At 70.1% G+C, this 19,770-nt stretch carries 10 protein-coding genes; 7 read left to right on the forward strand and 3 right to left on the reverse strand.

Annotation, left to right across the window (positions count from 1 at the left end; all coding sequences use genetic code 11):
* Positions 1–131: 131 nt before the first annotated feature.
* On the reverse strand, positions 132–839 hold the full coding sequence (locus tag NNI01S_RS17930; RefSeq protein WP_063021274.1) for a siderophore-interacting protein: 708 nt from the start codon (positions 837–839) through the stop codon (positions 132–134).
* Between the two features lie 104 nt (positions 840–943).
* Complete coding sequence (locus tag NNI01S_RS17935) at positions 944–1,411, reverse strand: MTB12 C-terminal domain-containing protein (protein ID WP_063021275.1); 468 nt, start codon at positions 1,409–1,411, stop codon at positions 944–946.
* A gap of 172 nt (positions 1,412–1,583) precedes the next feature.
* On the opposite strand from NNI01S_RS17935, the gene NNI01S_RS17940 reads away from it, so the two are divergent.
* Complete coding sequence (locus NNI01S_RS17940) at positions 1,584–2,870, forward strand: SidA/IucD/PvdA family monooxygenase (protein WP_063021276.1); 1,287 nt, start codon at positions 1,584–1,586, stop codon at positions 2,868–2,870.
* Between the two features lie 41 nt (positions 2,871–2,911).
* On the opposite strand, the gene NNI01S_RS17945 is transcribed toward NNI01S_RS17940, so the two are convergent.
* The gene (locus NNI01S_RS17945) at positions 2,912–3,574 is read right to left on the reverse strand and encodes a GNAT family N-acetyltransferase (RefSeq protein ID WP_063021277.1); all 663 of its coding nucleotides are present in this window, start codon (positions 3,572–3,574) and stop codon (positions 2,912–2,914) included.
* Between the two features lie 187 nt (positions 3,575–3,761).
* On the opposite strand from NNI01S_RS17945, the gene NNI01S_RS17950 reads away from it, so the two are divergent.
* The 6 genes from NNI01S_RS17950 (at position 3,762) to NNI01S_RS17975 (ending at position 19,764) form a co-directional block, all read left to right on the forward strand.
* On the forward strand, positions 3,762–4,535 hold the full coding sequence (locus tag NNI01S_RS17950; RefSeq protein WP_063021278.1) for a thioesterase II family protein: 774 nt from the start codon (positions 3,762–3,764) through the stop codon (positions 4,533–4,535).
* Positions 4,536–4,542: 7 nt separating this feature from the next.
* Positions 4,543–5,871 (forward strand): beta-ketoacyl [acyl carrier protein] synthase domain-containing protein, encoded by a 1,329-nt coding sequence (locus NNI01S_RS17955; RefSeq protein WP_063021279.1) that lies wholly within the window; start codon positions 4,543–4,545, stop codon positions 5,869–5,871.
* The gene (nbtC, locus tag NNI01S_RS17960; RefSeq protein WP_063021280.1) at positions 5,864–8,938 is read left to right on the forward strand and encodes a nocobactin polyketide synthase NbtC; all 3,075 of its coding nucleotides are present in this window, start codon (positions 5,864–5,866) and stop codon (positions 8,936–8,938) included. Before NNI01S_RS17955 ends, nbtC begins: the two co-directional genes overlap by 8 nt.
* Positions 8,939–8,973: 35 nt before the next feature.
* Positions 8,974–13,506, forward strand: coding sequence for a non-ribosomal peptide synthetase (locus NNI01S_RS17965; RefSeq protein ID WP_063021281.1), 4,533 nt, complete (start codon positions 8,974–8,976; stop codon positions 13,504–13,506).
* Positions 13,507–13,562: 56 nt separating this feature from the next.
* Positions 13,563–18,599, forward strand: coding sequence for a non-ribosomal peptide synthetase (locus tag NNI01S_RS17970; RefSeq protein WP_063021282.1), 5,037 nt, complete (start codon positions 13,563–13,565; stop codon positions 18,597–18,599).
* Positions 18,600–18,687: 88 nt separating this feature from the next.
* On the forward strand, positions 18,688–19,764 hold the full coding sequence (locus NNI01S_RS17975; protein WP_169812982.1) for an MAB_1171c family putative transporter: 1,077 nt from the start codon (positions 18,688–18,690) through the stop codon (positions 19,762–19,764).
* The last annotated feature ends 6 nt before the right edge of the window (positions 19,765–19,770 follow it).

Genomic DNA, 19,770 nt, shown 5'->3' on the forward strand with positions numbered 1-19,770 from the left:
CCGCGGCGATCCCCGGTGCACCGCTGCCGCCGCTGAATCGGCTACTCGCCCCGTGCCGGGGCCGATCGGCAGTTCGGCGGCTTCTGAAGCGAAAACGCCGCACCGCGGGGAGGCGGTGCGGCGTCGGGAATCTATTTCCAGTAAGCCTGGGATTTGATCGCCGTTTTGGGCAGATCGTGGATGGTCTTGAAGCTTTTGACGATCGAGCGGGTGGTGTGCCCGTCACAGGCGACCCAGGCGAAGGCGTCTGCCGGGCAGACGAGTTCCTGTGCGGCTTCCCGCAGCAACCTGCCGTCATCGATCCGCTGCACCCACGTCACCTGGTGGTGCGGTTTGTTGCGCAGCGGGATCGTGGTGTCGGACTCGTACTGCCACTCCAGCCAGACCCGCGCCGGGGTGTCTGCGATGGCGTCCAGCAGCGAGTTGATCGCGGGCAGTGAGGCGGTGTCGCCGAAGATGAGGTATTCGCCGGGTGCGGACTCCGGCAGCTGGAAATTCGAGCCGAGCACGGACGCGTCGAGTTCGTCGCCGACCGAGGCGTTCTGGGCCCATCGGGCGGCAGGCCCGTCGTGCAGCGCGAACTCGATCGAGAAGCGATCGCCCTCCGGATCGGGGTCGACCAGCGTGTAGCCACGCTGCTGCAACTTGCCGCTGTCGCCGTCCGGGAACCAGCCGCGGATCCACTGGGTGGGGTGCACCGGGTGATCGGCGAGCAGCCCGCCCGCGGTGAAGCCGAGTCGCACGTATTTGTCCGTGACGTTTTCGGTCGAGGTGACGGTGAGCCGGTAGTCGTTGCCGCCCCACGCCTTGACCATCAGACCGTTCAAGCCTTTACCCATGATACTAAGGTTAGCCTAACGAAAGTTGGATGTCGCGCGCTGTAGGTACAAGCGCGCGACACGCAACGGTCCCGCGGAAGATCGCGGAGAGGAAGGGTTCTGATTCAGCAGGACAGCGCGAGCGCCGAGGCGAGGCTGCATTCCGCCTGACGGGTCAGCTTCCAGTAGCCGTCGATCTGCTTCCAGGAGACGTCGTAGGTGAAGTCCGGGTAGCCCTCGGTGGTGATCAGGAGCTGTGCGTCGAGCCGGTCGCCGGAGGTGGACGGGTTGATCACGCTGTAGCGCAGGCTCGGCGGGGAGACCGCGAGCAGGCCCGCGATCTTGTCCATCGTGGCGACGCCCGCGTCGCCCGATTCCAGTTCCGCCGCTCGTGTGCTGCGCGCGGCGCCGGTGTTGATGGCCACGCGCAGTTTGGCGGTCAGCTCACCGGCGCCGGGGGCCTGGGCGTGCAGGGGTGCGACCAAGGGCGCCGCGACCGCGGGCGCGACGGTGCCCGCGGCGCCGACGAGTGCGGCGCTGAGTGCGACCGCCGTCGCGGCCAGCCGGGCGAATGCCTTGTTCGGGGAGGTCATTTGTTCATCCAATCGTTCGCGGGTGTGAGTGTCACCGCTCTGGTCGGGTACGAGTGTGCAATATAAGGTAAGCCTATGCAAACATGATCCGGACGGATTCTGGTTGCCGGCGTGGGAGCGGACCCGCGCACTCGGCGGGAAGCCGCGGGATGTCGGAGAGAGTGGAGAACCGGTGGAAACGCTTCTGGTCATCGGAGCTGGTCCGAAAGCCCTTGCGGTGGCGGCGAAAGCGCATGTGCTGCGCACGCTCGGCCTGCCCGCTCCTCGGGTCGTGGTCGTCGAGGCGCACGCGGTCGGCGGCAACTGGCTGCCGAGCGGCGGCTGGACCGACGGCAGGCACCGGCTGGGCACCAGCCCGGAGAAGGACATCGGCTTCCCGTACCACTCGACCTGGGCGCGCGGACGCAACCAGGAGATCAACGCGGCCATGATGTCCTACAGCTGGACGTCGTTCCTGATCGAGCAAGGCACCTACGCCGAGTGGATCGATCGAGGCCGCCCGAATCCGGCCCACCACGTCTGGGCCAAGTACCTGCAGTGGGTGGCGCACCGGATCGATCTCGAAGTCGTCTCGGGCACAGTGCGTTCCATCGGCGCGACCGCGGACGGCTGGCTGGTCACCGCGACCGATCCCGACGGCAGCGCGGTCCGGTTGGACGCGGCCGGACTGATGATCACCGGGCCTGGCGCCAGCACGAAGGCTCTCGCCGACCATCCGCGCGTGCTGAGCATCGCGCAGTTCTGGGATCTGGCCGGGCGCCGCAGCCTGCCGGTGTCCTCGCGCGTCGCGGTGATCGGCGGCGGCGAGACCGCGGGCTCCGCGTTGGACGAACTGGTGCGCCACGGCATGCTGTCGATCTCCGTGATCTCGCCGATGGCGACCATCTACACCCGCGGCGAAAGCTATTTCGAGAACTCGCTGTTCAGTGATCCGGTCAAATGGGCGGGACTGACCGTGCAGGAACGGCGTGACGTCATCCGCCGCACCGATCGCGGCGTCTTCTCGGTACGGGTGCAGGAGAGCCTGCTCGGCGACAGCCGCGTGCATCATCTGCAGGGTCGCGCCGTCCGCGTCGCCGAGCAGGGCGACGGGGTGGCGCTGACGCTGCGCAATGAGCGGCGGCCGGATCAGACGCATACTTTCGACCTGGTCATCGATGCCACTGGCGGACAGCCGCTCTGGTTCCTGGACCTCTTCGATCAGGATGCGGCGGATCTGCTGGAGCTTGCGGTCGGCGGCAGGCCGACCCAGGAGCGGATCGAGGTATCGATCGGCTACGACCTCGCGGTGTCGGGGATGGGCACCAAGCTCTATCTGCCCAACCTGGCCGGGGTGGCGCAGGGCCCCGGGTTCCCGAATCTGAGCTGCCTGGGCGAGCTTTCCGATCGCGTACTGCAACCGGTCCCGCGGCGGACCGGTCCGCATCCGGCGGTTGCCCTCGCGCGGGCGCTCGGGTGAGCGCCCACGCTCGCCGCGCCGCGGCCCTGCGGCGCGGCGCACTACCGGGCGACCGGGATGTCCGCCGGGGTGCGCGGCAGATAGTAGAGCGTGATCCGGCGGTCCGGCCGGATGTCGAAGTCGCCGAGGTTGGGCACGCCGAATCGTTCGGTCATGCGCCGGACCGCGACATTGCGGTGATCGGGCTCGATCACCATGCGGCGGCAGTGCGGTTCGGCTTCGAAGACGCCGGCCAGCAGGCCGGCGACGAAGGAGTACATGATGCCCCGCCCGATCACCTCCGGGTCGGCGGTGGCCAGGTGGAAGGCCACGTCGTAGGGGTCGGCGTGATAGATGCGGGCGATCTCGTCCTTGGCCGGGCGGTACAGCTCCAAGTAGGCGATGTCGCGACGGCCCAGTTCGGGCCGACCGGCCGCGGTGAAGTCGTAACCGATGATGTACGGGCGGGAATAGGATCCGAGCAGCTGCGCGCGCAGATTCTGTCTGCGCAGTTCGAGTGGCCAGGGCTGTTCCCACGTCTGCACCAGGTGTGGCCGGTTCATCCATTCGGTGAGCAACTCCGCGTCGGCGCCGTCCGCGTCGGCCGTGCGGATGTCGAACGGTGCGGGAAGGGCGGGGGTCGACGGAGCGGGCACGGCCCGCAGCTCGTCGGAGATGTCGGTCAGCTCGCGCGCGATGACATAAGGCGTTTCGGTCGGGTTCATCGGTTGTCGAGCTCCGTTCGGTAGTGGCCCTGCTGGATGAATGTAAGGTTAGCCTATGATAACCTCACGTGGTCGGCGAGGCCTGGCCGTTCCGGAAGGGCGGTTTTCGGCCGCAGCGCCCCGCGGCCGAATTCGACTGGTCATGGGAACTTTTCGCTGACACCGCGTCATGTGTAGGAGCTGTTGGATGTCGAGAAAACCTGGGTGGCTACGGAAGTTTCACAAGCCCTCCGCGGAAACGCTGCCGCCACTGGTGTTGTTTCCCCATGCGGGCAGTGGCGCGTCGACCTACCGCACCATGTCCAAGCGGCTCAGCGCTGATTTCGACGTCGTCCTCGTGCAATATCCGGGACGTCAGGATCGGGCCGCCGAACCGATGGCCGCAGATATCGCCGAACTCGCAGCGGGCGCGCTCGCGGAATTCCTCGAATCGCCTTATCACCGCGGCATTCCCATCACGGTATTCGGGCACAGCGTCGGAGCGATGGTGGCGTTCGAGTTCGTCCGGCAGGCCGAGGCGGCCGGTGTGCCGGTCGCGCTGCTCGGCGCCTCCAGCGCGGTGGCGCCGGCCTTGGTGGCCGACAGCGAGCCGCTGCCCAGTGAGGACGAGGCGCTGCTCGACCGGCTCATCGCCCTGAACGGCACCGGCGCGGACGTGCTGGCCGATCGCGACATCATGCGGATGACCCTGCCCGTCCTCAAGGCCGACTATCGCGCGTTCGACGCCTACGCGTGTGGTCCGGACGTGCGGGTCGGCGCGCGGATCGAGGTCATCGGCGGCGCCGACGACGATTTCGTCACCGTCGCCGACCTGCGGCCGTGGCTGGCGCACAGCAGCCGGGGCGGCTCGGTCACGCTCTTCGACGGCGGGCATTTCTATTTGTACGACCACATCGACGGCGTCGCGGAGTTGCTTTCCGCCGCCGCCGCCGATGCCGGACAGTCCGCCCTTTCCAGTTAGGTTCACCATGTCAGGATCGGCTTCGGGGGACGAAGACCATATCGTCGTCGTCGGAATCGGGGTCGAGGCCCCCGGCGGGATAAACAGTCCACGCGAATTCTGGTCGGCGCTCACCGAATCCAGGGAACTCATCGGCCCACTGCCACGGGACCGGGAATGGCCGATCGAACAATTACGCACACTCGGGCGGAACGCCGGGTGGAGTGATGTGCGCGACGCGGGTGGTTTTCTCTCCGAAGCAACGCAATTCGACGCGGCGTTTTTCGGTATCACGCCGCGCGAAGCCGTCGCGATGGATCCGCAGCAGCGCGTGGGGATGCGCGTCGCATGGCGGGCGGTCGAGGATGCCGGGCTGAATCCCGGCGCGGTCGACGGCGACGAGGCGGGGTGCTGGATGGGCGTCACACCGCTCGAGTACGGCCCGCGCATGGCGAGCGTCAGCGAGCACAGCGGCTATCGGATGACCGGCACGACGCTCGGTGCGGTGGCCGGTCGGATCTCACACAGCCTGGGACTGATCGGTCCCTCGATCAGCGTGGACACCTCGTGCGCGGCGGGTCTGACCGCACTGCATCAGGCGGCGGCGGCGATCCGCGCGGGCGAATGCGACTGGGCGCTCGCGGGTGGCGTGTGCGTCATGGGTTCACCCGGCATGTTCGTCGAGTTCGCGAAGAACAACGCGCTGTCGACCGACGGCCACTGCCGTGCGTACTCCGCGGGCACCACCGGGACGCTGTGGGGTGAGGGCGCGGGAGTGGTGGTGCTGGAACCGGAGTCGCGGGCACGGCGGCTCGGTCATCGGATCTACGCGCGGCTGCTCGGTTCCCGGGTCAACCACAACGGCAAGGGCGCCCCGCTGGCCGTGCCCAGCGCCGACGCGCAGGAACGGCTGATCCGGGCCGCGCTCGCCGCGGCCCGCGTCGCCCCGGAACAGATCGGACTCGTCGAGGGGCACGGCACCGGTACGTCGGTGGGCGACCCGATCGAACTCGCCGCGCTGATCCGGATGTACGGCGCACCCGAGCGAGCGCACGGCGCGCTGCTGGGCTCGGTCAAGTCGAACATCGGTCACACCCAGGCGGCGGCGGGCATGCTCGGCCTGATCAAGATGCTGCTGTGCGGCGCGAACGGTCACGTCGTGCCGAGTCTCTGGGCGGAGAACCCGACCGACGCCATCGACTGGGAGACCACCAGTCTGCGGCTGGCCACGAAGTACGCGCCGTGGGAGCCGGTCGGCGGCGTCCGCTACGGCGCGGTGTCGGCATTCGGGGTGGCGGGGACCAACGCGCACGCGATCGTGGGGATGCCCGTCCTGGAGGAGAACGGCGATGTCTGAATACCGGCTGCCGGACGGCGCCATTCCCGTTCTGCTCTCCTCGGACAGCGCAGAGGGGCTGTGCGCGGAGGCCGCTGCGATCTCGACCTACTGCGAGGCCCATCCCCGGGTGGATCCGGATCGTCTGGCGGGCCATCTCTTCCGCACGAGGATCGCCCGCCGGTATCGCGCGCTGGCCATGGTCAGCGCCCGCGACGAACTGCTCGACGCGCTGCGATCGGTCGCGGCGAACACCGCGCATCCCGCGGTGGTGACCTCCGGCGGGGCCGTCGCGGCACGCCGGGCGGGATTCGTCTTTCCCGGTCAGGGCAGTCAGCGCCCCGGCATGGGCAAGCCGTACTACGACTCCTCGCCTGCCTACCGTGCCGTCGTGGACGAGTGCGCAGCGGTGCACGAGGAGCGCTATGGTCATGCGCGGCCGGTGCACTATCTGCTCGGAAGCGGTGAGCAGTACGGCGAAACGCTGTGCGAACTACAGCCCGCCAGGATGTTCCACCTGATCGGCTTGGCCGCCATGTGGCGGGCGGCGGGCGTGCTTCCCGCCGCGACCATCGGGCACAGTCAGGGAGAACTCGCCGCCTGCGTCGTGGCCGGAGCGCTGACGCTGCGCGATGCCGTGCTGATCGTCACGCACCGCGCCCAGCTCTTGGAGCGGGACCTGTCGGACGGCTACGCGGTGGCCGTGCTCGGCGCGGGCCGCGACGAGTGTGAAGCGCTGCTGGCCCGGAATTCGGGGTGGGCGGAGGTCTCCCTCGTCAACTCACCGCACCTGACCGGTGTCTCCGGCGACGAGGCGGCGATCGCGGAACTCGTGGCGACCGCCACCGCGCAAGGATTGTTCGCCAGACAGATCCAGATGTCCTTCCCCTCGCACACCTCCGCCATGACGCGGTTGCGCGGCGAATTCCAGTCGGCACTCGGAGAACTGAGCGACAAGACGTTCAGGATCGGCGAGATCCTCTGCTACGGCGGAACGCTCGGCGCTCCGATCACCGCTGAGCTGACCCACCACGATTACTGGTACTGGAACCTGCGAAACCGGGTTCGCTTCGACCGCGCTGTCGTGGCGGCGACCGCCGACGTGGACACCTTCATCGAGATCGCCGAGCATCCGACATTGCAGCCCGCGCTGCGGGAGAACCTGTCCCAGGTCGCGGACGAACCGGCGGGGGCCGCCCGCGACTTCCGCATCGTCGGGACGTCCGTGCGCACCGCGAGCGGGTTGGGCGAATTCACCCGCAATCTGGCCGAGGTAGCGGTACACGATCTGCACTACGACTGGCAGATCCTGCGCACCGGATCGGATGATCGGACGCCCGTGCTGCCGCTGCGTGATTTCCCGGCCACCGTGATGAACCCGAAAAGGCTGTGGGCGCCGTACCAGTCGGGTGCGGAAGCGCCGGTCCCGGTCACCGCGCCCCCCGCGCGGCTGCGCGAAGAATGGATCAAGCTGTCCCGGCTCGGGCTGAGCGCGCCGCGGACCGTGCGGCTCGCCGAGCACGACGGCCGCGCCGACGAACTGGCGGCGGCGCTCCGCGCGCGGGCCCCGCGTCACGGCGCAGGCTTCTCCGACACCGAGGCCGACACCGTGGTGCTGCTGCTACCCCCGGCCGCCGCCACGGACGAGGCAGGTGCGGTAGCGGAACTCGCGGACTTCGCCGGAGCCGCCGAACGACTGGACGCGCTCGCGCCGGGCGCCGGCGCATGCTGGCTGGTGACCACCGGTGCGGAAACCGTCGGGCCGGACGATGTTCCCTCGCTCGGCCACTCGGCGGTGAGCGCCGCGTACCGCAGTCTTGCTCCGGATCATCTCGGCATCGCCTTCCGGCACCTGGACTTGCCGCCGGATGCGGCGACGCAGGATCCGGCCGCGCTGGCCGACAAGATCCTCGAAGCCATCCATGTGCTCGACGAGCCCGAACTCGCGCTGCGGCGAGGGAAATTGCACGCCAAGCGCGTCGTCCGAGCCGAGCCGTCCGGCGCGTCGACGCCGCCCGACCTGGGCGAAGTCTTGGTTCTCGGCGGAACCGGATACGTCGGCCTGGAATTCTGCGAGCAGCTCGTTCGAGACGGAGCGGGCCGGATCACGCTGGTGAACCGCAGCGGCGCCACGAGCGCCGTGGCCGAGCGGTTGCGCGCCCTACGTAACCTCGGTCCTACCGAAATCGATGTGGTGGCCTGCGATATCACCGACGCCGCCGCGGTCGGCGAGCTGGCGCGGCGTTTCGCCGAGCGCCCCGTGAGCGTGCTGGTGCACGCCGCCGTCCAGTACGCGTGGGCGCGGCTGGAACCGGCGGCGGTCGCGGAGGCAGCCGCCGCGAAGGTCCTCGGGCTCGGGGAGGTGTTGCGCGCGGTGCCGCAGACCGCCGCCTGCACCGTGCTGTTGTGCTCCTCCTTCGTGGCCACGCTCGGTGGACGCGACCAGGCGCTCTACGCGGCCACGAATCGCATGCTCGACAGTCTCGCCGTGCGGCTGCGCGCGCAGGGCAGGGATTGCGTGTCGGTGCAGTGGGGGCTGTGGGGACTGCCCGGTGCGGAGCACGCCGCTGTAGAAGCCAGGATCCTCGGCGCGGGTCTGCAGTCCATGCCCGCCGCGTCCGCCATCGAGGCGGGCTTCGCCGACCGCGCGAGCAACAGCATGGTGCTGTCCGCGGACTGGGAGCGCCTGCGTGAGACGGTCGACATCGTCGGTCTGACACCGGTTCTCGCGCCGACGCTGACAGCGCAGGAATCCTCGGCGACGGTCACCCCGGCCCCGGCCCCGGCCCCGGCCCCGGCCCCGACCCCGGCCCCGGCCCCGCCGCCCGCCGTCACGCCGGAAGCCGACGTGACGGAGAGTTTCGCGGAGATCCTCCGGCGCGAACTCGGGCAGGTGATGCTCGTCGACGGCCCCGATCACATCGACGGCTCGGTCCCGCTGGTCGCGCTCGGCGTCGACTCGCTGCAGGCGGTCGACCTGCGCGCGCGGATCAAGACGACGTTGAACCGCGAACTGCCGGTCGCGGCCATCATGGGCGGCGCGTCCCTCGACGACGTCGTCGCGCTCATGTCCGAGAACCGAGGCTGATGGTGCCCGAGAACACAGGCTCAGGAGGCCGCTCAATGTCGGAGAACACGCAGGCGCCCATGCCCGAGATCGAGGACGTGCTCGCGCTCAGCCCGTTGCAGGAGGGCTTGTTCTCGCTGGCCAGGCTGGCCGGGGAAGGCGATCTGTACGCCCTGCAGTTCGTCTACGAGATCACCGGCCCGGTGGATGTGGCGCTGCTGCGCCGCAGCGTCGAGGTGATCCTGCGGCGGCACCCCAACCTGCGCGCCTCGTTCTGGGATCGCGACCTTCCGCGGCCGGTGCAGATCGTGCCCGCCGCCGCGGAGCTGCCATGGGCCGAACGCGCGATCGACCCGGCCGAGCTCGACGCGGTCATCGCCGCGGAGACCCGGGCGCCGTTCGACCTGGCCCGCGGCCCGCTGCTGCGCGTGCTGCTGCTGCGGTTGCCCGACGACACACGGCGACTGGTACTCACCGCGCACCACATCCTGCTCGACGGGTGGTCGCTGGGCGTGTTCTTCCGGGAGCTGTTCACCCTGTACCAGGTGGGCGCCGCGGCGGACGCGCTGCCCCGGCCCCGGCCCTACCGGGATTACATCGGCTGGCTGTCCGCCCGCGACGACGCCGCCGCGCTGCGCGCCTGGCGCGACTATCTCGGTGATCTCGATCCGCTCATCCTCGCCGACCGCGGCGACGCGGCGGTCGACACCGTTGTGCCCAGCATCGACACGGTCACCCTCGACGCGGCCGACACCAGCCGGTTGACGGCATGGGCCCGGTCCAACGGCCTGACGATGAACACCGTCGTGCAGTACGCCTGGGCGGTGCTCCTCGGCAGGTTGACCGACCGCCGCGACGTGGTCTTCGGCACCACCGTCTCGGGCCGGCCGGACGAGTTGTCCGGTGTCGAGACCATGATCGGGTTGTTCATCAACACCGTCCCCGTCCGCGTGGCGCTAGGCGCCGAGAACGTGGTGCGCGAGTGCGCGCGGCTGCAACGCGAGTCGGCTCCGATGCGCGATCTCGCGTACGTCAGCCTGTCGGCGATCCAGCGGTCGCTGGGGTCCGGAACCCTGTTCGACACGCTGTTCGTGTTCGAGAACGCGCCCATGTCCGACATCCTGCGCCCCATCGACCTGGCGGACGGGGTCCGGGTCGCGCCGATCACGTCGGAGAGCCTGACGCACTATCCGCTCGCGGTGACCTCGTTCGTCTACGAGGGGCAGCTGGTGGTGACGATCGAGGCGGTCCAGGCGGCGCTGCGCACCCTGTCCGGTCCCGGCATCGGGGCGCGGTTGCTCTCGGTGCTGCGGCAGCTGCCCGCGATCGGCGAGCGCGGGCCCGACGCACTGGACGTGCTGTTGCCGGGGGAGAGCGCGCGGCCACCGGCGGAGATCACGGCGGACGTGCGTGGCGTCACCGTGTGGGAGCTGTTCGCGCGCCAAGTGGCCGCCACGCCGGACGCGCTCGCGCTCAGCACCGAGCGCGAGCGCTACACCTATCGCGAATTGGCCGACGCCGCACTCCGAGTCGCGGGTGAGCTCGCAGCACACGGCGCCGGTCCGGAAGACGTCGTGGCCCTGGCGTTGCCGCGGTCGGCACGGTCGATCGTCGCGATCCTCGCCGTCCTCGCCACCGGCGCCGCCTATGTGCCCGTCGATACCGCGCTGCCCGCCGCCCGCATCGAATCGATCCTGCGGCGATCCCGTCCACGCTTGATCCTGGTCGACGATTCCGCCTCGTCCGTGCTCGGCGCGATCGCGGACGGCTCGCGGGTACTGCGGATGGACGAGATCTCCGAGGACGCAGCGGGGTTCGCGCCGCCGCCCGGACGAGCCGACCAGTCCGCCTACCTGATCTTCACCTCCGGTTCCACCGGGGAACCCAAAGGCGTCGTTGGTACCCACGCCGCGCTGGCCGCGTACTTCGCCGACCACCGCGACCGGGTGTACCGGCCCGCCGTGACGCGGCTCGGGCGGCCACTGCGGATCGCGCACGCCTGGTCGCTCAGCTTCGACGCGTCCTGGCAGCCGCTGATCGGGTTGCTCGACGGACATGCCGTCCACCTGTTCGACGCCGAGGAAATGCGCGACGCTCGCCGCCTCGTCGACGGCATCGTGCGGCACGGCCTGGACATGATCGACACCACACCGTCGATGTTCGCCCAGCTCGCCGCGGCCGGACTGGTCGACGCGGGTACGACGCCGCTGTCGGTGCTCGCGCTCGGCGGCGAGGCCATCGGGGTGCCGCTGTGGAAGCAGCTGTGCGCGCTGCCCCGCACCGCTGTGCACAACTGCTACGGCCCCACCGAGACGACGGTGGAGGCGGTGGTCGCCGCGGTAGCCGACGGCGACGCCGACCCGTCCATCGGGGCGCCGGTCACCGGGATGACCGGCTATGTCCTGGATTCGCGGCTGCGGCAGGCGCCGGTCGGCGTCGTGGGCGAGTTGTATCTCTCCGGCGCGCAGGTCGCCCGCGGCTACATCGGCATGCCGGAGAGCACCGCAGGGCGATTCGTCGCCGATCCGCATCGCACCGGCGAACGGATGTACCGGACCGGCGACTTGGTGCGCCGTTTGCCCTCGGGCGATCTGGCCTACGTCGGCCGCGCGGACGACCAGGTGAAAATCCGCGGCTACCGGATCGAGATCGGTGATATCGAGACGGCGCTGCTGGCCTTGCCGGGCGTGCGGGCCGCCGCGGTGATCGTGGTGCGTCGCGCGGGCGGTCCCAGCCTGGCCGCATTCGCGGTGGGTGACGGTCTCGACGCGGTGCGGCTGCGCGTGGCGCTGGCCGAGCGGCTGCCCGGGTACATGGTGCCGAACCGGATCCTGGTCGTGGAACGACTGCCGGTGACCAGCAACGGAAAACTCGACGCTCAGCGGCTCGCGGCGCTGGCCGACGACCGTGCCGCCGGTACCGCAGCCGCGGCAGCGCCCGCGCGCACCGGCACCGAACACCGCCTCTGCGCCGCGGTGGCCGAGTTGTCCGGCGGTCGGGTTCCGAGCATCGATGACGATCTGATCAGCCTCGGCTTGGACAGCATCGTGGCCATCTCGCTGGTGAACCGGCTACGGCGCGACGGCCTCTCGATCAGCCCGAAAGCGGTGCTGAGCGCTTCGACGATCCGCGAGCTCGCCGCGCGGATCGACGCGGGAGCCCACCGGGAACGCACGACGGCCTCGGAGGGCTACGGGCCGGTCGATCCCACCCCGATCGTGTCGTGGATGCACGAGTACGGCGGCTACCGCAGGCTCGCCCTCAGCAATCTGCTCGAACTGCCCGACGGCATCGATCAGGACGGGCTGACCGCCGTGCTACAGGCGCTGCTCGACGGACACGACATGCTGCGTGCCCGCTTCGTGACAACGCCGTCGGGATACGAACTCCAGACGCGAGCGCCGGGCAGCGTACGCGCGCAGGACATCTTGTCCCGGGTGGAGGAAAGCGAACACTTCGAGGCGACACTGGCGGCTCGCGGCCGTGCGGTCGCCGACGAGATCGATCCCCGCACGGGTGATCTGGTGCGCGCCGTGCGGTTCGTCCGGTCCGGCGCCCCTGACGTGCTGCTGCTGACCATCCATCACCTGGCCGTCGACCCGGTCTCCTGGTACGTCATCTCCGCCGACCTCGCCGCCTCCTGGGCCGAGGTCGCCGCGGGGCGCACGCCGACCCCGGCGGTCGAGCACACCGGCTACCGGCGATGGGCCCGGCTGCTTGGCGCACGGGTCGGCACGGAAGCGGTTGCGGCGCAACGCGAGTACTGGGCCCGCCAAGTCGCCGCGCCGGATCCGGTGCTCGGGCGCCGGCTGCCCGACCCGAGAACGGACACCTGGGCTTCCTACCGGGTCCACCCCGTGCCCACCTCGGCGGCGACCAGCGCGGCGATTCTGGACAACCTCGGCGGCGCCACGGGAGTGCGCGAGTTCTTGCTCGCCGCGCTGACGATGACGCTGGCGAGCTGGCGTCTGGAACGCGGCCAGGACGCGGCGGCGGGCGCGTACGTCGCGATGGAAGGTCACGGCCGGGAGGACGCGGTCCTCGGCGCCGATGTGGACAGCGCGCACACGGTGGGCTGGTTCACCAGCATCGTGCCGGCCAGGCTCGCGGCGGGCGCGGAAAGCGTGGACGTGGCGACGGCGCTGGCGGATCCGGCTCGTGCCGCCGCGCTGCTCGAACATGTCACGGCGCATCTGGCGGACCTGCCGAACGGCGGTATCGATTACGGCGTGCTGCGCTATCTCGGCGCAGCGCCCGAACTGGTGGACGCACCGCAGCCACAGGTGTTGTTCGACTATCTGGGCCGGTTCGATCTGGCCGGTGCGGGCCGGCCCTGGGCGCCGATCCCGGATCTGGCGTTGCACGAATGCCTACCGCTCGTGGCGGAGCCCGACTTCCCGCTGCGCTACGCGCTCGACGTGGTTTCGGCGGTGCGCACCACCGGGGAGGGGCCGCAGCTGGTCACCATGCTCCGCTGGAGCGAAGCGGTGTTCACCGCGGCGGAGGTCGACCGGCTCGCCGAACTGTGGCGCGAGGCCGTCGCGGCACTCGAGCGGGCGGTCTCCGCGGTGACCGTCGGCGCCGACTGACCGCGATTCCACCAGCCACTCAGCTCCCTTCGAACTCCCAGCCTGGAGGACCCACCATGTCAGACGAGATCCTCGAGCGGCGCAAGCGGCTGCTCCAGCAGCGACTGCGCGATCAGCAACTCGCACCCGCGGCGAAAGCGGAGCCGAGCAGGCGTCCCGGGGAACCGTCCGCGCTGTCCTCCGCGCAACAGCGGATGTGGTTCCTGCAGACGGTGGCGCCGGAGGACACCACGCTCAACGTCTGCGTCGGCTACCGTCTCGACGGTCCGCTGGAGGTCGCGCGCCTGCGCGCCGCCTTCGACACCGTCCTCGCGCGGCACGAGATCCTGCGCACCACCTACCACGTCGGCGCGGACGGGAACCCCTACCAGGTCGCGCACGCCGATCTGGGACTCGGATGGCAGCAGCACGATCTCACCGATCTCACCGAGGAAGGCCGCGGCAGGCGGCTCGAGGTGCTGGCCAGGCGGGAGTTCACGCGTCCGTTCGACCTGACGTCGGAGTCTCCGTTGCGGGTGACGCTCGCGCGCACGGGTCCGGCCGAACACGTCCTGGTGCTGACGATCCACCACATCGGCTGGGACGACGATTCCTGGTCGATCTTCTTCGCAGAGCTGAACGCCGCCTACCGCGGTGATTCGCTCGCGCAGATCCGAGCGCAGTACGTCGACGTTTCGCCGGTCGAACGACCCGCCGAAGACGACGCCGACCTGGCGTACTGGCGCGAGCGGTTGACACCGCTGCCGGACCGGCTCGAGCTGCCCGGCGCGCTCGGCGCGACCGGGGCCACGCGCAACGCCGACAAGTGCGTGTTGCCGTTGCCGCCGGAACTGCTCGATCAGGTCACCGAAGTGGCGCGTGATCGCTCCGCCACCCCGTTCATGGTGCTGCTGGCGGCCTTCCAGGCGCTGGTGCAGCGGTACACCGCGGCGACGGACTTCCTCGTCGCGGTGCCGGTGACCGACCGCCGCGGCCGCGACGCCGAGGCGCTGATCGGCTATTTCGGCAACACGCTGCTCTTGCGCGCCCGTATCGATCCGGCGCAGACCTTCGGCGAGCTGGTCGACGCGACGCGGGACGCCGCCCGCGACGCGTTCGCGCACCAAGGGGTCGGCGTCGAACGAGTCGTCCGCGAGGTGAGCGCCGACCGGATCGCTGGCAGCGACGGGCTGGCCCAGCTCGTGCAACTGAGCTTCAGTGTGCGCGGTGGGGCCAACGGCTTCGATCTCGCCGATGTCCGCTCCACCGAGCTGTCCTGGGGCAGCGCGGTCGCCCAGGAGCCCTTGGGGCTGATGGTCGTGCTCGACGACGCGGGCGCGCGGGTCGAGGCCACCTATCTGGTCGACGAGCTGGACCGGTCGGTGGTGGCCCAATTGCTGCGCCACTACCTGGCCTTGCTCGCCGATGCGGTGGGCGATCCAGGGCAGCCGGTCCGCGCGATCGATATGCTCGGCGCCGCCGACCGCGCCGAGATCCTCGCCGCGTCGCACGGTCCGCTCGTCGACGCGCCCGCGACCACGTTGGCGGAACTGGTCCAGCGGCAGGCCGCGGCGACCCCGGACCGCGTCGCGGTGGTGTCCGAGAAAGCCGAGTTCACCTACGCCGAGTTGAACCAGCGGGCCAATCGCTTGGCGCACTGGCTGATCCGGCGCGGCGTCGGCGCCGAGCGGCTCGTCGCGCTGCGCATGGCGAACTCCGTGGAGTTCATCGTCGCGGCCCTCGCGGTGCTCAAGTCGGGCGGGGCGTACCTGCCGATCGATCCGGCCTATCCACCGGACCGCATCGAATACCTGCTGTCCGATGCGCGGCCTGCGCTTTCGTTCGACGCCGAGGCGATCGCCGCGGCGATGACCGAGGCCGCCGGATTGCCGCCCACCGATCCGACCGACGCCGACCGCGAGTCGCCGCTGCGCCCGTCGAACATCGCCTACGTCATCTACACCTCGGGCTCCACCGGCCAGCCCAAGGGCGTGCCCGTTCCGCACGACGCGATCGCCGATCACCTGGTGAACTTCGCGGCGGACTGGGACGCGACCATCCCGGAGCGGGTCCTGCAGGCGACCTCGGTGAGCTTCGACGCGTCGCTGGCCGACATCTTCCTCCCCCTGATCGCGGGCGCGAGCATCGTCGTTCCGAAACCGAACGCCTACCGTGACATTCCGTATGTCGCCGAGTTGATCGCCGAGCACGGGATCACCGTGTTGCACATGGTGCCCTCGCTGCTGGCGACGTTCCTCATGCTCCCGGAGGCCAACGACTGGCGGGCGTTGCGGCACGTGCCGGTCGGCGGCGAGGCGTTGCCCGGCGAGATCGCCGACCGCTTCGCCGCGCAATTCGACGCCGACCTGCGTAACCACTACGGCCCGACCGAAGCGGTGGTGTGCTCCACCTCCATGCCGGTCGACGGGCCGCAGGGAACCAGGATCGTGCCGATCGGGTACCCGAACCGCAACGTCTACGTGTATCTGCTCGACGAGTCGATGCGGCTGGTGCCGCCGGGTGTGATCGGCGAGATCTATCTCGGTGGACGCCAGCTCGCCCGCGGCTACCTGGACCGGCCCGCCCTGACCGCGGAGCGGTTCGTCGCCGATCCTTTCCTCCCCGGCGGCAGGCTGTACCGGACCGGCGACCTGGCCCGGCGCACCGTCGAGGGTGAGATCGAATTCGTCGGCCGCGCCGACGAACAGGTGAAGGTTCGCGGTTTCCGCATCGAACTCGGTGAGGTGGAAGCGGCGGTGGCCGACCATCCCGATGTCGCGCAGTGCGTGGCGATCGTCACCGAGCACGAGCGGCTCGGCCCGATCCTGGCCGCGTACCTCGTACCGGCCCCGGGACACGAGATCGATGTGCAGCAGGTGCGCGCGACGGTCGCGGCGACACTGCCCGAGCACATGGTCCCGGCGGCCTTCGCCGTGATCGATGAGGTGCCGCTGAGCGCGCACGGCAAACTCGATCGCCGCGCGCTACCCGAACCGGTGCTGGCGAAGACCCGCACCTACCGGGAACCCGAGTCGCCCACCGAGATCCGCGTCGCCGCACTGTACGGCGAGCTGTTCGACACCGACCGGGTGGGCGCCGACGACTCGTTCTTCGAACTCGGCGGCCATTCCCTGCTCGCGGCCCGGCTGGTCGCCCTGATCCGCGATGCCTTCGGGGTCGACGTCGACGTGCGCGCGCCGTTCGACACCCCGACGGTCGCAGGTCTCGCCGCGCATCTGGTCGCCCGGTACCAGGATCAGTTCGGGGAGAATCTCGACGAAGTCGCTCCCACCGCACGACCCGTCGGCGAGGACCTCACCACGCCGACGAAACAGCAACGCCCCGAGCGGGTTCCGTTGTCGTACTCGCAGCGGGCGTTGTGGCTGCGCCGCAAGCTGGAAGGCCCGTTCGGATGGGAGAACTTCCGGTTCGCCATCCGCTTCGACGGCGAACTCGACCTCGCGGCGCTCGCCGACGCGGTCGCCGATGTCGTCGCCCGCCACGAGTCGTTGCGCACCAGCTTCCCCGAGCACGACGGGACGCCGTATCAGCGGGTGGCCCCGGCCGGCCCGGTCGAGCTGCCCCGCACCGTGCTCGAGGGCGCGGCGGACACGGTCGCGGTCCGCCTGGAAGAGGCTCTGGAAGCCGAGGCCGACCATGTCTTCGACTTGGCCGGGGAGTCGCTGGTCCGCTTGCGGCTGTTCGTCCTGGACGAGCGGACCCATGTGTTGTCGGTGCTGGCCCATCACATGGTCACCGACCGGGAATCGTGCCGGGTGTTCATCGAGGACCTGACCGCCGCCTACCGGGCGCGGGTGAGCGGCACGGCTCCGGCCTGGCCGGAGCTGACGCTGCAATTCGCCGACTTCGCGGTGTGGCAACGAAACACCTTCGACCACGCGCCGGGCCGCGACGATCTCAGCGACCACGGCAGGAGCCGGCTCGACTACTGGCGTGGCGCACTGGCGGAGCTGCCGGTGGAGATCGCGGTCGGGCACGATCGCCCGCGTCCCGCGCGACTCGGCCACGCCGGGACGAGCGCGACCAGGGTGGTTCCGGCCGAGACGTGGCAAGCGTTGCGAGCGCTCGCCGAGACGACGGGCGCGACGGAATTCATGCTGTGCCAGGCGGCGGCCGCGGTGCTGGTGCACGCGCTCGGCGGCGGTGACGACGTGCCGATCGGGGCCACGGTCGCCAACCGGCCCGGACGGTCGGTGGACCGGCTGATCGGGCTGTTCGCCGACATGATGGTCCTGCGCAACGATCTGTCGGGCGACCCGACGCCGCGGACCGTGCTGGAGCGGGTGCGCGAGTCCGCGCTCAGCGCCCTCGGCCACCAGGACGTGCCCTTCGAGCGGATCGTCGAAACGCTCAACCCGCCCCGGGTACTCGGTCGCAATCCCTTGTTCCAGGTGATCATGCAGTTCGGGCACACCGCGCCGACCGTCGAGTTCACCGCGCGTGGCGAGACGACCCTGACCCCGCTCACGCCACAGTACGACGCCGCGTTCATGGACTTCCATCTGGATTTCCTGGTGCAACCCGGCGGCGAGCTGCTGACCCGGGTCGTGGTCAACTCCGAGCTCTACGAGCCGGCCACGGGGCAGATCTTCGCCGACACGCTGGTGCGAATCCTGACCGCGTTCGCCACGAAACCCGATGTGGCGCTCGCCGACTCGAATGTCGTGCCGCCGGGATGGGACACCTCGCGCACCGTGGTACGCCATTCGGCGTCCGAGGTCGCGGCCGGCGAGGCCGAGTCGGGGCCGCCGCGGACCGAGACCGAGCGCGCCCTCGCCGCGCTGCTCGAGGAATTGCTCGAGATCACCGACGTGAGCCGCACGGACGGATTCTTCGCCCTCGGCGGCGACAGCGTCATCGCCATCCAGTGGGCGGCGCGCGCGGGCGAGGCGGGTCTTGCCCTGACCCCGCAGATGATCTTCGAGCACTTCACGCTCTACGAGCTGGCGGCGGCGGTGGACGCGGCCACCGCTGCGGGCGCGGGCGCGCCGGCGCGGGCGGCGCAGGAGCATCGGTACGAGCCGATGTCGGCCTCGGGCCTGTCCGGTGACGCGCTGGCCATGCTGCGCGAATCCTGGTCCGCGCAGCGGTGACTCGCGGTGAGCCGGTCGCACACCTGACCGGCTCACCGCGATTGGCGTGGCGGGCGGCGGCGATTAGGGTCTGATGCCGATGGATTCGGTGCCTGTTTGGATCATGCTCCCGGTCATTCTGGTGGTCGCGGCGATCGCGGCGGGGCGATGGCTCCTGGTCGCGGACACCTTCACCGATCGCATGATCAACCATGCATGGGCGTGGAATCTCGGTGGCCTGGCGCTGTATATCCTCGCCGCGGCGGCGGGCTTTCCCGGGCTGGGGCAGCGGCTGTTCCTGTGCTGCGGCTTGATGACCACCGCCATGGTCCTGGTGCTCGCGCAACTGGCCGCGGGCGCGGACGCGGAGGTGATGCTGCGCAGGCAGAAAACCTACAGCGTCGTCGCCGCCGTGACTTCGGCGGCGCTGCTGGCGTTTTCACCCGCCGCACACGGTGTGTTGCACGTCGGTCTCGACGAGATCGTGTGGACGCTCTCCGAGCTTCCTATGGCCGCGAGCGGATACCTCGTCGCACGGGCCAGTTTCCGTGAACTGCGTACCGCCGCTCGTATGGCGAAAGAGAAGCTGACGTATTCGGTCCTTTTCATCCTCGCGGCGTACTGGGCGGCGGCGGCACTGCTGACTGTCGTCCGCGCGCTCTGCGGTGTCCCGCCGAGTCATCCGGGCAACGCTCTGGCGGTCTCGTCGTTCGTCTGCGTGCTCGTCATCGCCACACTCACGGCGATACCGCTGGTGACCGCCTTGTTGGTCCGAGCGGGGCTGGACCGAGCCGGTCGGCGCTGCCGTCGTCTGCGTCCGCTGTGGTGTGACCTGACCGCCGCGGTCCCGGAAGTCGTCTTGAGCCGCACCGACGACGGGGACAGCGGTGCGGCGTCCCGGCTGTATCGGATGACGGTGGAAATCCAGGACGCCCTGTTGCATCTGAAGCCGTATATGCCGTCCCCGGCCGAGGAGCCGGGAGCCGCCGACGCCGGGCAAGGCATCGGCGACTACGCGCGTCGAGTCGCCTATGCCGTCCGATGCAGAGCCGCCGGACTGCGTCCGGTGGCGCAGGCCGCCCCGCTCGCCGCCGCGCCGACCGGCGGCCACGATCGGGCCAACGGCCTGCGGCAGTTGCTCGACTTGGCGCTCGAATGGCCGAAAGCGCGCGCCGATGTAGGTTAGGCAAAC

Origin of the sequence: Nocardia niwae NBRC 108934 = DSM 45340 (assembly GCF_001613465.1) — a bacterium.
Taxonomy (GTDB): Bacteria; Actinomycetota; Actinomycetes; order Mycobacteriales; family Mycobacteriaceae; genus Nocardia; species Nocardia niwae.